General features: G+C 58.4%; 12 protein-coding genes. 8 read left to right on the forward strand and 4 right to left on the reverse strand.

Features of this window, described 5'->3' with window-relative positions:
- Nucleotide 1: 1 nt before the first annotated feature.
- Genes HY2_RS12880 through HY2_RS12905 form a run of 6 tightly spaced genes read left to right on the forward strand, consistent with a single transcriptional unit; the run spans nt 2 to nt 7,277 of the window.
- Nucleotides 2-1,567: a type II and III secretion system protein family protein gene (locus HY2_RS12880; RefSeq protein WP_034828249.1), complete on the forward strand. Its 1,566-nt coding sequence runs from the start codon at nt 2-4 to the stop codon at nt 1,565-1,567.
- A 10-nt stretch (nt 1,568-1,577) separates the two neighbouring features.
- Nucleotides 1,578-2,288: a CpaD family pilus assembly protein gene (locus HY2_RS12885; RefSeq protein WP_158534027.1), complete on the forward strand. Its 711-nt coding sequence runs from the start codon at nt 1,578-1,580 to the stop codon at nt 2,286-2,288.
- Between the two features lie 27 nt (nt 2,289-2,315).
- Complete coding sequence (locus HY2_RS12890; RefSeq protein ID WP_034828254.1) at nt 2,316-3,704, forward strand: CpaE/TadZ family protein; 1,389 nt, start codon at nt 2,316-2,318, stop codon at nt 3,702-3,704.
- A 17-nt stretch (nt 3,705-3,721) separates the two neighbouring features.
- Nucleotides 3,722-5,224 (forward strand): TadA family conjugal transfer-associated ATPase, encoded by a 1,503-nt coding sequence (locus HY2_RS12895; protein WP_034828255.1) that lies wholly within the window; start codon nt 3,722-3,724, stop codon nt 5,222-5,224.
- A gap of 3 nt (nt 5,225-5,227) precedes the next feature.
- Entirely contained in the window at nt 5,228-6,262 is a 1,035-nt protein-coding gene (locus HY2_RS12900; protein WP_034828257.1) for a type II secretion system F family protein, read from the forward strand.
- Nucleotides 6,263-6,275: 13 nt separating this feature from the next.
- Nucleotides 6,276-7,277, forward strand: a complete 1,002-nt coding sequence (locus HY2_RS12905; protein ID WP_034828259.1) for a type II secretion system F family protein — start codon at nt 6,276-6,278, stop codon at nt 7,275-7,277.
- Between the two features lie 25 nt (nt 7,278-7,302).
- Here HY2_RS12905 and HY2_RS12910 read toward each other — a convergent pair whose 3' ends face one another.
- The gene (locus HY2_RS12910; protein WP_051595006.1) at nt 7,303-8,241 is read right to left on the reverse strand and encodes a tetratricopeptide repeat protein; all 939 of its coding nucleotides are present in this window, start codon (nt 8,239-8,241) and stop codon (nt 7,303-7,305) included.
- A gap of 118 nt (nt 8,242-8,359) precedes the next feature.
- On the opposite strand from HY2_RS12910, the gene HY2_RS12915 reads away from it, so the two are divergent.
- Complete coding sequence (locus HY2_RS12915; protein ID WP_034828261.1) at nt 8,360-9,724, forward strand: leucyl aminopeptidase family protein; 1,365 nt, start codon at nt 8,360-8,362, stop codon at nt 9,722-9,724.
- On the opposite strand, the gene HY2_RS12920 is transcribed toward HY2_RS12915, so the two are convergent.
- A complete protein-coding gene (locus HY2_RS12920; RefSeq protein ID WP_051595007.1) occupies nt 9,725-10,402 on the reverse strand; it encodes a tetratricopeptide repeat protein in 678 nt (225 codons plus the stop codon).
- Nucleotides 10,403-10,463: 61 nt separating this feature from the next.
- Here HY2_RS12920 and HY2_RS12925 point away from each other — a divergent pair, with 61 nt between their 5' ends.
- Complete coding sequence (locus tag HY2_RS12925) at nt 10,464-11,321, forward strand: SDR family oxidoreductase (RefSeq protein WP_034828263.1); 858 nt, start codon at nt 10,464-10,466, stop codon at nt 11,319-11,321.
- 61 nt (nt 11,322-11,382) lie between these two features.
- Here the strand turns inward: HY2_RS12925 and HY2_RS12930 are convergent, their stop codons facing one another.
- Together HY2_RS12930 and HY2_RS12935 are read right to left on the reverse strand one after the other, a co-directional pair.
- Nucleotides 11,383-11,961 carry a type 1 glutamine amidotransferase domain-containing protein gene (locus tag HY2_RS12930; protein WP_034828265.1) on the reverse strand — a complete coding sequence of 193 codons (579 nt, stop codon included), beginning with the start codon at nt 11,959-11,961 and terminating at the stop codon, nt 11,383-11,385.
- A gap of 143 nt (nt 11,962-12,104) precedes the next feature.
- Nucleotides 12,105-12,860, reverse strand: a complete 756-nt coding sequence (locus HY2_RS12935) for an alpha/beta fold hydrolase (RefSeq protein WP_034828267.1) — start codon at nt 12,858-12,860, stop codon at nt 12,105-12,107.
- Nucleotides 12,861-12,862: the final 2 nt, after the last annotated feature.

Raw genomic sequence — 12,862 nt, forward strand, 5'->3', positions numbered from 1 at the left:
CATGAAACCATATAAAAGCATTACAGGCCTCTTTGCCCTGGCGCTGGCGGCTTCGGTGCCGCCTCTTGTGCATGCCGAACCAGCCGTGCAGGGAACACGGATCACGTATCCGGGGGAGTCCGACTACAGCCAGCGCGTTACTTTGGGGCTGAACAAATCCATGGTCGTGGATTTGGACCAGCCGGCGGCGGATGTCGTGATCACAAACCCCAGGATTGCTGACGCCGTTGTGCAAACAGCACAACGCATCATCTTTCGCGGGGTGAGCTATGGCCAGACGAATGCCTTCGTCTTTGACCAGAATGGCAACCAGCTGCTGAATTTGGAGATTGGCGTCGAAATGGACATGGCCAATCTGCATGCCACGATCGCTCGACTGGTGCCTGGAGCACGGGTGAAAGTAGAGGGTATGAATGGCAACATCGTCATTACCGGGAATGCCAGTAATCTGACGGAATTCAATACGGTTGAGCGCCTCGTCAAAGCGTATGTTGGTTCAGGCAATAATGCCGAAATCGTCAACATGATGAGTATCTCTGCCAAGGATCAGGTGCTGCTTGAAGTGCGCATTGTGGAGATGCAGCGCAATGCGGTGAAGCAATTGGGCGTCAATCTCAGTGGAAGCCCCACCTTTGGTGATCTGGGCAAGCTGGTAGAGAAGCAACTCTTTGTTGATGCGGGCAACGGGATTCCCGTCAATGCCGAAACTACCAAGCTGGCGGCAGGCTTGCCATTTGATGTCTCCGGCAATATCGGCAGCACTCTGGGATTTCCGATTCAGGGCAAGAGCATCGGTGGCCTCAACACGTCATTCAATTATGCCAACTATGTCGGAACGGATCTTCAGTCTGCTGTTGGTATAGCCATCAACGCGCTGGAGCGGATTGGAATTGTTAAGACTCTGGCCGAGCCGAACATGGTTGCGATGTCCGGTGAGAGCGCGAAATTCCTGGCCGGCGGTGAGTTTCCTGTGCCTGTTGGACAGGACAATAATGGGCGCATCACAATTGAGTTCAAACCCTATGGGGTGGGCCTTGGCTTCACGCCGGTTGTCCTGTCAGAGGGGCGCATTTCCCTGAAAGTGTCTACGGAAGTTTCCGAACTCACCTCTCAAGGGGCTTTTCAAGCGGCCAGCACGACCACGGTGGATGGCGATGGCAATGTCGTGAAGCAGGAAGGTGTAACCCTGCCGGCACTGACAGTGCGCCGTGCGGAATCCACGATTGAGCTGCCGTCCGGCGGGTCCATGATGATGGCTGGGCTGATCCAGTCCCGCTCGCGCCAGAATCTCGACCAGCTGCCAGGCCTGAAGAAGCTGCCGGTTCTGGGTGCCTTGTTCCAGTCGCGTGACTTTCTGCACGAGGAAACCGAACTGGTCGTGATCGTGACGCCATATCTGGTTGACCCGGCAGCCAAGAACCAGCTGCGCACACCGGCCGATGGCTATGCGAACGCATCCGATGCGAAGACGATCTTCTTCGGAAAACTGAACGAACAATATGGCAAGGATGGCGCGCCGGTGGACGCTTCCGATTATCGCAGCCCAGTTGGCTTCATCGAGGAGTAGGGGACGAGGAATGGGCAGACTGAAAACACTATCTTTTGCTCTGGGAGCCGTGGCGGGACTTACCGTAATCACGGCTTGTTCCAGCCACGCGCCGACCGCCGTGCCAAAATCATATCTTCAGGGGACGGTGCTGGACCGTAACGCGATTGGTGTGGCAAAGCGGACCGAGTTTCTCGAAATTTCACTCGACTCCGAGGCAAGTGAACTGAGCCTCAGTGACAAGGCGCGCATCAACAATTTTGTGGTAAATTACCGCCAAAAGGGGCATGGCCCGCTCGTCATGTCTCTGCCGGCCTCATCCGCCAATCCCCAGCTGGCTGTGGCCGCGATTTCCGAGGCGCGGACTATCGCTTGGGAAAATGGCGTTCAGTATGAAGAAATTTCAGACACGCATCATGGGTCTGAAGAGAGCCTGATGGAGCCGCTCATCCTGGCGTACCAGACCTATGATGCGATTGCGCCGAACTGCCCGTCCAAGGCGACTGTGGATTTTGCCGACATCGCATCGAATAATGAGCAATCAACGCTTGGTTGTTCAGTGCGAGCCAATCTGGCCGCCATGATTGCAGACCCGGCGGACCTGATGGGGCAGCGGTCTCTTGATCCAGCAGACCCGCTACGCCGTAGTGTTATTCTTGAGAAGTTCCGCAGTGGGGAAATCACCGGCGCGGCCCGATCCGAGGATGAATCAGGTACCGTTTCCAAGGCACTTGGAAATTAGCTCGGGTGAGAGAGGATTGAGCTGAACATGCCACATGAAAAAGCCCTTTTCGACGACGAGATTGATCCGGACTTCGAGGATGTCTTTGCAGAAGACCCGCTGGCGGATCTGGTGCGTCCCTCAGTAGAAACGCCTGTAGAGGTGACTGTAGAGCCTGTAGCGCAAGCTGCCGCTCCGCCTGCGGATAATGATGCTTTCGGGTATGGCGTATCTGAGCATGTCGGCGGTGACAGCATGCTGCCCGCCATTTCGATCAAGCTGTTCTACGAGCGTGACGAGACGCGTCAGTTGATGGAAACCTGCGCCCATGACCGTCGCATGGGGCGCGCCACTGTGGAATCCATCTCTGGCGGCATTCCGGCAGCCATCGCCTATATGAGCCAGAACCCGACGCCAAATCTTCTTCTGATCGAGTCCTCTGATTCAGCGAGCCAGGTGCTGCGGGAAATCGATCAGTTGGCCGAACATTGTGATGAAAACGTGAAGGTCATGGTTATCGGCAGTGTCAATGACATCATGCTGTACCGTCAGTTGATTGCGCGCGGTGTCAGCGAATATCTGGTGCCACCTTTCGAGCCGCTTCAGATCATCCGTTCCATCGGCGAGTTGTTTCATAACCCGGATGCACCTTTTGTTGGCAAGCAGATTTCCGTGGTTGGTGCCAAGGGCGGGGTAGGGGCCTCCACTATTGCCCACAATCTGGCTTGGGCGTTGGCAGAGAATGTGAAGGTCAATACCACGCTGGTTGATCTGGATCTTTCATTTGGTACGACAGCTCTGGATTTCAATCAGGAGACACCGCAGACGGTTGCCGATGCCTTGCTAGCACCGGAGCGCGCCGATGATGCGGTGGTTGAGCGCCTGCTGGCCAAGCCGACCGAGCGTTTGTCCCTGTTCACCGCACCTGCGACGATCAACCAGATCATGGATATTCCCGACGAGTCCTATTCCATGGTGATTGATGTCGTGCGCCGGAATGTGCCCTATGTGGTTCTGGACCTGCCGCATATATGGTCTGCCTGGATGTTGGATACGCTGGTGGCCTCGGATGAAGTTATCATTGTTTGTCAGCCGGATCTTGCCTCTCTGCGGAATGGCAAGAACTTCATCGACCAGCTGAAAGCGAAGCGGCCGAATGATAATCCGCCCCGTCTCGTTCTGAACATGAGCGGTGTGCCCAAGCGTCCGGAAATTCCGGTCAAGGACTTTGCTGCGGCTATTGGCGTCGAGCCCGAAATCATTCTTCCGTTTGAACCTGAACTGTTCGGCACGGCTGCCAATAATGGGCAGATGATTTCCGAGACGGACGCGACCTCTAAATCCTCTCAGGCTATTGATGATCTGGCATGCGTCATGTCTGGCCGAACGATTCAGCCGGTCGGGAAATCCTTCTTCAAGAAACTGTTTGGCAAATAGCCCTCAGGGAGCGTGGAATGGCCTTCGGCAAACGATCAGCATCCAGCATACCTGAGGCGGTGCCTGTGGCGTCGAAGCCGAAGGCTGCGCCCGTTGCCGTGCCGCGTCCTCAGTCGCAGAAACCCAAGACGCCAACCCCCGTTGCGGTAAAGGGCGCACCAAAACCGCCATCCGCACAGGCAAAGCCTGTTCAGATTAAGCCTGCGGAGCCAAAGCCGGAGCCCGTGCGTCAGGTTAACCAGCAATCGGAACAGTATTACGCCACCAAGACAACCATCTTCAACGCGCTGATTGATACGATCGACCTGTCACAGCTGGCGCAGCTCGACGCAGAGAGCGCTCGGGAAGAGATTCGCGATATTGTTGTCGAAATTATCAGCATCAAGAATGTTGTGATGTCGATTTCCGAGCAGGAGCAACTGCTTGATGATATTTGTAACGATGTGCTTGGCTATGGCCCGCTGGAGCCTCTGCTCGCGCGTGATGACATTGCCGATATCATGGTGAACGGTGCCGATACGACCTATATCGAGGTCAATGGCAAGATCGAGCGGACGAATGTCCGCTTCCGGGACAATGCCCAGTTGATGAACATCTGTCAGCGGATAGTGAGCCAGGTTGGCCGCCGTGTGGATGATTCCTCGCCAATCTGTGACGCGCGTCTTCTGGATGGATCACGGGTCAACGTCATTGCCCCGCCGCTGGCGATTGACGGACCGACGTTGACCATTCGTAAGTTCAAGAAAGACAAACTGAAGCTGCAAGACCTTGTAAACTTCGGCTCCATCTCCGAGCCGGGGGCGGAGATTCTCCGCATTATCGGTCACGCGCGGTGTAATGTGCTGATCTCCGGTGGTACGGGCTCCGGCAAGACAACACTGCTGAACTGTCTGACGGGCTTCATTGATCCGACCGAGCGCGTTATCACCTGCGAAGACTCCGCAGAGCTTCAGTTGCAGCAGCCGCATGTTGTGCGCCTCGAAACCCGCCCGCCGAACATTGAAGGCTCCGGTGAGGTTACGATGCGTGACCTCGTGAAGAACTGTCTGCGTATGCGCCCTGAACGGATCATTGTGGGTGAAGTGCGTGGCCCGGAGGCGTTCGACCTCTTGCAGGCCATGAACACCGGCCATGATGGCTCTATGGGAACCCTGCACGCCAACAGTCCACGCGAAGCACTGTCCCGTGTGGAATCCATGATCACGATGGGCGGCTTCTCTCTGCCTGCCAGGACGATCCGTGAAATGATTGTAGGTTCGATTGATGTTGTCGTACAGGCGTCCCGCCTGCGGGATGGCTCTCGCCGTATCATGAACATCACAGAGGTGATGGGTCTGGAAGGGGACACGATCGTGCTTCAGGATGTGCTGAAATACGAAATCGAAGGCGAAGACGAAAATGGCCGTGTCCTGGGGTCTCACCGGGGTACAGGCGTTGGGCGCCCGCGTTTCTGGGAGCGCGCATCCTATTATAACATGGAACGGGAACTGGCCGCTGCGCTGGATGCTGTGGGGAGTTAGGGCATGCAGGGTGACATGATCATCTACATGGTAGCCGCGCTGGCCTTTCTGGCGATTGCCGGCATCGGTGTTGCCATGACCTCTGAAAAGAACGAGGCTGCGCGCAAGCGTGTAAGGGCCATCGGGTCTGGACAGACTATAAATGGCAAGGGCCGCGAAACGCGTATCCTGGATGAGAATGCCAAGCGCCGCCAGAAGACCCAAGAGATGCTGGACAAGCTGCGCAAGCAGGATCAGGAACGTCGCAAGTCCATCCGGCCACAGGATCTGAAGACAAGACTAACACAGGCCGGCCTTGATATTTCTCCCTCCATGTTCTGGCTGTTCTCGCTGGTGGCCGGTGTTTTCTGCGGGGGCTTTCTCTATCTCACCGGCTTTGATGGCCTGACGATCAGCGGGATTGTCTTCAAGAGCCAGCCAGCCATTGTGGCTGGAGCCTTCTTTGCCGGCATGTTCGGCTTCCCGCGCTTCATGATCAACTCACTCACTGCACGTCGCAACAAGAAGATGCTCAACCAGTTCGCTGATGCGCTGGACATCATTGTGCGGGGCGTTAAGTCAGGACTGCCATTGAATGAGTGTGTACGGATTATTGCCAGAGAAAGCCCGGAGCCGCTGCGCTCGGAATTTGCCATTCTGGCAGACAATCTGGCTATGGGCGCTGGCATGGAGCGCTCACTCAACAGTTTCTACAAGCGCGTGCCGCTGCAGGAAGTGAACTTCTTTGTCATCGTGCTGTTGATCCAGTCAAAGGCCGGTGGCAACTTGTCGGAAGCTCTGAACAATCTTTCAAACGTGATCCGGTCCCGGAAAATGATGCGAGAGAAGGTGAAGGCTATGTCTTCAGAGGCCAAGGCCTCTGCCATGATTATCGGGTCACTGCCATTCGTGGTCGGCTTTCTCGTCTACCTGACAACTCCGGCCTACATCACCTTGCTGTTTACGGAAGAGACCGGGCACCTCTTTATTGCCATCGGTGTCGTGCTGATGACAATCGGTATTCTGACGATGCGCAAAATGATCAATTTCGATATGTAGGGGAGGGGGCGTGATGTACAATACACTTGTTTCGCTGGCCCGCCCTGAGGCGGTGGCGTCAATTCTGGTGGCGCTGGCTGTGTTCGGCACAGTCCTGTCCATCATGTTGCCCTATCTGAAGACGGATAAACTCGAAACGCGCCTCAAGGCGGTGACGGAACAGCGCGAGAAGCTGCGCAAGCAGAACAGGGCGGCCCTGGAAAGTCGCGGCCTGCGCCGGACCGACGACTCCATGGTTGGCAATATCTCTTCCAAGCTGAACCTGGCCAAGGCGCTGGAAGACCCGAATGTTGCCGCGACATTGAGTCGGGCCGGTCTGCGCGGACCGGGGCCGCTGTCAGCCTTCTATTTCGCACGGATGACGATGCCTTTTGTCGGCGCGTTCCTGATGTTTCTCTACATCTTCTATGTGAATGATCACGGCTTGCAGGGCCCGATGCGCTATGGCTCGCTGCTATTTGGCGCAGCGGCGGGATTCTATGCGCCCAATCTCTACGTCTCCAACCTGGCCCAGAAGCGCCAGAAATCGATTATGCGCGCCTTTCCGGATGCGCTGGACATGCTGCTTATCTGCGTGGAGTCTGGCATGTCGATTGAAGTAGGCTTTTCAAAGGTCAGCCAGGAAATCGGCTCGGCCTCGCCGGAACTGGCCGAAGAGTTCGGCCTCACCGTGGCGGAATTGGCCTATCTGCCGGAACGTCGCCAAGCCTATGAAAACCTTGCCAAACGGACAGGACATGAAGGCGTGAAAGCCGTCTGTATGGCGCTTGGACAGGCAGAGCGTTACGGCACGCCGCTGGGCGATGCGCTGCGCGTCATGGCCAAGGAAAACCGCGACATGCGCATGGCGCAGGCCGAGAAGAAGGCTGCCGCACTGCCAGCCCAGCTGACCGTGCCGATGATCCTGTTCTTCCTGCCGGTTCTGTTCCTTGTGGTGCTGGGACCGGCCTATCTCACCTTCAAGAAATCACAGCTGAGCGATGAAGCGCCAGCGCCTGTCACCCGCCAATCCTGATTTGCTGCGTATTGATTGCGAAAGTCTAGTCGCCGGACCGGCGCAGGCGTAGACCTGTTGAGCTGGCCTCCGGTGGGGTCTCTTCGGGCTTGCTCGTGGCAACCGGCGGCGCAGACGATTTGGGCTTGGACTTTTGAACGGGCGGTGCAGCAGTCTTGGCGGCTGGAAGCTCCGTTTCCAGCGCGTCCCATGAGCGGACCGGCTGGATCATGTCCTGAAGCAGTTTCGTGTTTTGCTCCACCACGCCTTGCGGGGCATGGCGGCTGCTGATCTCGGCCATTTCGTCATACTTGCCCTGAAGCCCCAGAATGAGGGCAAGGTTTTCCGTAACGCGCAGGTCGGCGTCCGGCTGAGCTGCGGCCAGACGCAGCTTTTCTTCTGCGCCTTTCAGGTCTCCGCTGAGCGCCAGGGACAGGCCGTAATTGGTCAGGGTAGAGGTGCGGGTCGGTGCCAGCACCAGGGCTTGCGTATAGGCCAGCTGTGCATCCTTGTGACGGTCCAGCTTGTCCAGCGATGTACCTAACGCAGCCCAGGCTTCGGCACGCTCAGGCGCGGTGCGGGTCGCCTGCTCAAAGGCGCGGGCAGAGGCCACAAGATCGTTCTGCGCAGACAGGGCTTTGCCCAGCGCAATCAGCAGGTCGGGATCACCGGGATGCACGACCAGAACCTGTGACAGAACTTCAATCGCGCGTTCATCAGAGCCGATCCCACGCAGCGCGTTGGCAAAGGTCAACGCCTTTTCCAGATTATCTGGGTCCTTGGAATGTTCCTTGGCCCAGAAATTTGCCTTGGTCAGCGGGTCGGCCCGGTTAGCGGCCGCGACTTCTTCCGGTGTCGCTGGCTGCAGCGCGGCTTCCACCGCGCGGGCATAGTCCTGCTCTGCCTGATCGGTCGGGTCCGGACTTGTCGTGCAGGCGCTCAGCACGACAGCGAGTGCAGCCAGTGACGTTTTGGCTCTGGACATGGACAGGCTCCGGGTTTGTATCAGTTATAGCCACAAGGGACTCTGGCGGCATGGCGTCAAGGATCGGTTAACGCCCCGGCAGATTCCATTAACTCTCGCCGCTGAAAGGCCTGTTTGAATGCATAAGAGTTTCACCGCCGACCCCACGGGCGCCGTTGACGTCTTCCTCTACACATCTGCCGCCTTCAAAAATCTGGAGAACGATCCGTTCCCATCCGCGCGGGCGACAGCCAAGGCGCTCGGTTTTACGGCCTCGGCCGGACAGGTGGCGATGATCCCCGGGGAAGGGGGCACGCTGGCAAAGGTTTTGTTCGGTCTGGGCAAGGGAGAGGATGCCCTGGCCGTCGCGACCCTGTCAGGCAAGCTGCCCAAGGGAACCTACAGAATTGCCGAGGCGGGTGGCCTGCCATTTGAACAGGTGGTCGCAGGCTGGGCAGACGGCGCGTACCGTTTTGACCGCTACCTGAAAGACAGGGCCAAGCCGCCCCGACTGCTTATCCCGGAAGGCGAGGATGCCGACGCGCTCAGCCGTGAGGCTGATGCCTGCGCCCTGTTGCGCGATCTGGTCAACACGCCCGCTCAGGATATGGGCCCGCAGCATGTCGAAGGCGCTATTGCCGAAATTGCCGACAAGTTCGGTGCGAAGCTGACGACCATTGTCGGAGATGATCTGCTGACAGAGAATTACCCCATGGTGCATGCCGTCGGTCGCGCCGCAACCTATGCCCCGCGCTTCATGGAGCTGGAATGGGGCGACCCGTCCAATACGCGCATCGCGCTAGTGGGCAAGGGTGTGACGTTTGACTCCGGCGGCCTGGATCTGAAGCCCGGTTCCGGCATGCGGATCATGAAGAAGGATATGGGCGGCTCTGCCCATGTCATCGCGCTGGCGCAGCTGATCATGAGCGCCAATCTGCCGGTGCACCTGAAGCTGTACGTGCCATCGGTCGAGAATGCGGTGGCGGGGGATTCCTTCCGGCCGGGTGACGTGCTGACAAGCCGCAAGGGCCTGACCGTCGAAATTGACAATACAGATGCCGAGGGCCGTCTCATCCTGGCCGATGCGCTGACGCGTGCGTGCGAGGAAAAACCGGACGTTCTGATCGATTTCGCCACGTTGACCGGCGCAGCGCGTGTCGCTTTGGGGCCGGATCTTGCGCCTTACTACACCGATGACGAAACCATGGCGGAGGCGATTGAGGCGGGCTCTCAAGTTTCCGGCGATCCGGTCTGGCGCATGCCGCTATGGGACCCGTACCTGGCAGACCTGCAAAGCCCGATCGCAGACCTCGTCAATTCCGGCGGCCGGTTTGCAGGCTCCATCACGGCAGCGCTGTTCCTGAAGCAATTCGTGGATGCGCCTAGCTGGACGCATCTTGATGTCTGGGCGTGGCGTCTTGGCAAGTATGGTCGCCCGGAAGGCGCTGCCGCCTGCGGTCTGCGCGCGATCTGGAAGACATTGCAGAACCGCTATTCGGCCTGATCAGTCGATAATTTCGGGGCTAAGCACCTGCACCTCTGACAGGCGCTTGGCTTCCCGAACACGACCGCGCAATACCAGTGTGTCGATATTCTCCGGATCTGCCGCCATGGCCGCTTCCACATCGGCCATGGCCGGGTCCAGCTTGTCCAGGTTCAGGCGCGCTTCGGCGCGGAACTGGTACGCCGCCGCAAGGCCAGGCTTCAGCGAGATGGCCTTGTCAAGATCGGCTTCGGCCTCGGCCCATTTTTCCTGCATCAGATAGGCGCTTGCCCGGTCGATCAGCAGGTCCGGCACATTCGGTTTCAGTTTCAGCGCATTGGTCAGCGTCAGTTCGGCCGCTTCCGGCGCGCCAGCCTGCAGCCAGGCATTGCCGGCTTGTGTCAGATATTCAGCGCGTTGTTCCAGCGTGCCGCCATCGGTGGCATTGGCCAGACTTTCCAGGCGGGCGGCGCCTTCATCCGCGCGGCCAAGGGCGATCAGGGCGAGGGCCGTGCACTGGCGCGCGCCGGGTCGGTTACCCTGATAGGTCCAGGCGAGGCCGTCTTCATAGGCCTCTTCAGCGTCCACCTCGATCTTGGCCACACAGGCTTCGAGACGTTCAGCTTCGCGATTGTCGAGACGGGCCGTCGCGCTTTGCGACAGGAAGAGCGAGGCTGTGGCCAGGGCAAGGAGGGACATGGATCATGGGCTCCGAAGACTATATGACTGGTCTTAGACCCGAGCGGAAAGGCCAGCGCAAATGACAGATCAGCCATCTCTGCTTTTTGTCTTCGGACTTGGCTATAGCGCGTTGCAGCTGGCTGAGCGCCTGAAACCGCAGGGCTGGCAGGTGCATGGCACTGTGCGAACGGCTGAAAAAGCCGAGAAACTAAAGGCTGAGGGCATCGCCGCGCAAGTCTGGGCTGGGGAGGGGCGGCCGGATATTCCGGAACGGGCGCACTGGCTGGTGACGCTGCCTCCCGACTCTGATGGTTGCCCCGCTGCACGGGCTGCCAGCTATGTCGAGGCAACGGCCGCATCGGTAACATATCTGTCGACTACCGGGGTTTATGGAGACCTGAATGGCGGCTGGGCCATGGAGTGGAGCCCCGTCAATCCGGGTTCTGACAGGGCAACGGCGCGGGTAAAGGCCGAACAGCAGTGGCTGGAGGCAACAGATGGGGCGCTGCGCAGCGTTCGCCTTCCAGGCATATACGGGCCAGGCCGCTCACCTTTCAACAAGCTGCGCAAAGGCAAGGCCACCCGCACAGTGAAACCGGGACAGGTTTTCTCCCGCGTGCATGTTGATGACATTGCGTCTGGCCTTGAGGCCCTGATGTTGCGTCCGCAGATCAGCGGCGTGTTTCATCTGTGTGATGACGCGCCCGCCCCGCCGCAGGATGTCACGGCCTATGCGGCTGAGTTGCTGGGCATTGCGCCGCCGCCTGAAGTGCCTTTTAACGAAGCTGATCTCAGCCCCATGGCGCGCAGCTTCTATGCCGAGTGCAAGCGGGTCTCCAATGCGCGGGCAAAGTCTGCGCTTGGCTGGCAGCCAGCTTACCGCACCTATCGCGAAGGGCTAAAAGCCGTGCTGAAGGCAGAAGAGAGTGCCTCATAAAAAAGCCCCCTCCGTGTTCGGAAGGGGCAGGTATAGAGGGGTATTGTTATCGGTCGCGATATCAGGCGGTGACAGACTCGCGTTGACGAGCGTGCTTGCCTTCACAGATTTCCTCAACAATCTTGGCGTTGAAGTCTCCGAGGTCATCCGGAGAGCGCGAGGTGACAAGGCCACCATCAACGACCACTGACTGGTCTTTCACTTTACCGCCAGCATTGCGCAGATCCTGCTGGATGGCCGGGAAACCGGTGACTTCGCGTCCGTTCACCAGATTGGCAGAGATCAGGACCTGTGGGCCGTGACAAATGGCGAAGACAGGTTTCTTCTGTTCAAAGAATTTTGAGACGAAGTCTTTCGCACGGTCATTTGTGCGCAGGGTGTCCGGGCTGAACAAACCGCCGGGGATCAGCAGGGCGTCGAAATCATCTGCCTTTGCCTCTTCCAGGGACATGTCGACATGGAAGCTGTCGCCATGCTCACGGTGCTTGTTCGCGTGGATGAAGCCTTTTTCAATGGAGACGATCTTTGTTTCTCCGCCTGCGGCTTCGATGGCTTCTTTCGGAGATGTCAGTTCGATCTGTTCAAATCCGTCCGCAGCCAGAATTGCGAGTTTACGACCTTCAGCGCGTTGGTTTGACATGGAATATGCCTCCTTGCTTCGTGTTACCCGCGCTGCAACCCTTTGGGGGGGAACGCGGCGGACAGGATCATCCCGTCCATCACACAATCAATGGGTGAGGCCCATGCCTTGTTCCGATTAAATACCGGAAATGTCTGCCAGTTTCAGCGGGCGACGTCGGCTATGTCGGCACAGGTTGCTTTCAGGCGTGCGATATCCTGCGGGCGGGAGAGGCGATGGTCGCCATCCTTGATCAGGGTAAAGACGAGATCCTCGCTGGTGATGGCCTCGACAAGGCGCTCGGCGTGCCGCCATGGCACATCGGCATCCTGCATCCCCTGAAGGATGCGGACCGGCACACCCAGATCAATCGGTTCGTCCAGGATTTGCCAGTTCCGGCCATCTTCGATGAGCGCGCGGGTGATTGTGTAGGGGGCACCATAATCGGACGGGCGCAGCGTGAATCCCTTGTCCAGGATCTCTGCCTGCGCCTCTGCGGAAAATTCCGGCCACATCAGCTTTTCGGTAAAGTCCGGTGCGGGTGCAATCAGGACGAGACCGGCAATACGCTCGCGACGGGCAAGGGCTGACAGCAGCGCCATCCAGCTGCCCATGCTGGAGCCGACAAGGATCAGCGGCCCGGACGTGTGCGCGTCAATGGCTGCGAGTGCATCTTCGCGCCAGGCGGAAATCGTGCCATCTTCAAATGCGCCATCGGATTCGCCGTGGCCGGAATAATCGAACGCCAGGAAGCCATGGCCCTCTGCGCTGGCCCAGTTCTCCAACTCGGTCACTTTTGTGCCGCTCATGTCGGATTTGAAACCGGACAGCCAGACAAAGGTCAGGTCCGAACGAGACGGGGACGACACCCGGTAGGCGAGGCGGCGTCCTTCAGGGGAGGTGAAATAGGTCGTTGTCATTC

Origin of the sequence: Hyphomonas pacifica (assembly GCF_000682675.1) — a bacterium.
In the GTDB taxonomy this organism is placed as follows: Bacteria; Pseudomonadota; Alphaproteobacteria; order Caulobacterales; family Hyphomonadaceae; genus Hyphomonas; species Hyphomonas pacifica.

What these genes read in the sequence shown, in the direction of transcription:
- HY2_RS12900 (WP_034828257.1), top strand. Translation starts at nt 5,228, where the DNA reads ATGCAGGGTGACATGATCATCTACATGGTAGCCGCGCTGGCCTTTCTG.
- HY2_RS12935 (WP_034828267.1), bottom strand. Translation starts at nt 12,860, where the DNA reads ATGACAACGACCTATTTCACCTCCCCTGAAGGACGCCGCCTCGCCTAC.
- HY2_RS12905 (WP_034828259.1), top strand. Translation starts at nt 6,276, where the DNA reads ATGTACAATACACTTGTTTCGCTGGCCCGCCCTGAGGCGGTGGCGTCA.
- HY2_RS12895 (WP_034828255.1), top strand. Translation starts at nt 3,722, where the DNA reads ATGGCCTTCGGCAAACGATCAGCATCCAGCATACCTGAGGCGGTGCCT.
- HY2_RS12890 (WP_034828254.1), top strand. Translation starts at nt 2,316, where the DNA reads ATGCCACATGAAAAAGCCCTTTTCGACGACGAGATTGATCCGGACTTC.
- HY2_RS12880 (WP_034828249.1), top strand. Translation starts at nt 2, where the DNA reads ATGAAACCATATAAAAGCATTACAGGCCTCTTTGCCCTGGCGCTGGCG.
- HY2_RS12930 (WP_034828265.1), bottom strand. Translation starts at nt 11,961, where the DNA reads ATGTCAAACCAACGCGCTGAAGGTCGTAAACTCGCAATTCTGGCTGCG.
- HY2_RS12915 (WP_034828261.1), top strand. Translation starts at nt 8,360, where the DNA reads ATGCATAAGAGTTTCACCGCCGACCCCACGGGCGCCGTTGACGTCTTC.
- HY2_RS12925 (WP_034828263.1), top strand. Translation starts at nt 10,464, where the DNA reads ATGACAGATCAGCCATCTCTGCTTTTTGTCTTCGGACTTGGCTATAGC.
- HY2_RS12910 (WP_051595006.1), bottom strand. Translation starts at nt 8,241, where the DNA reads ATGTCCAGAGCCAAAACGTCACTGGCTGCACTCGCTGTCGTGCTGAGC.
- HY2_RS12920 (WP_051595007.1), bottom strand. Translation starts at nt 10,402, where the DNA reads ATGTCCCTCCTTGCCCTGGCCACAGCCTCGCTCTTCCTGTCGCAAAGC.
- HY2_RS12885 (WP_158534027.1), top strand. Translation starts at nt 1,578, where the DNA reads ATGGGCAGACTGAAAACACTATCTTTTGCTCTGGGAGCCGTGGCGGGA.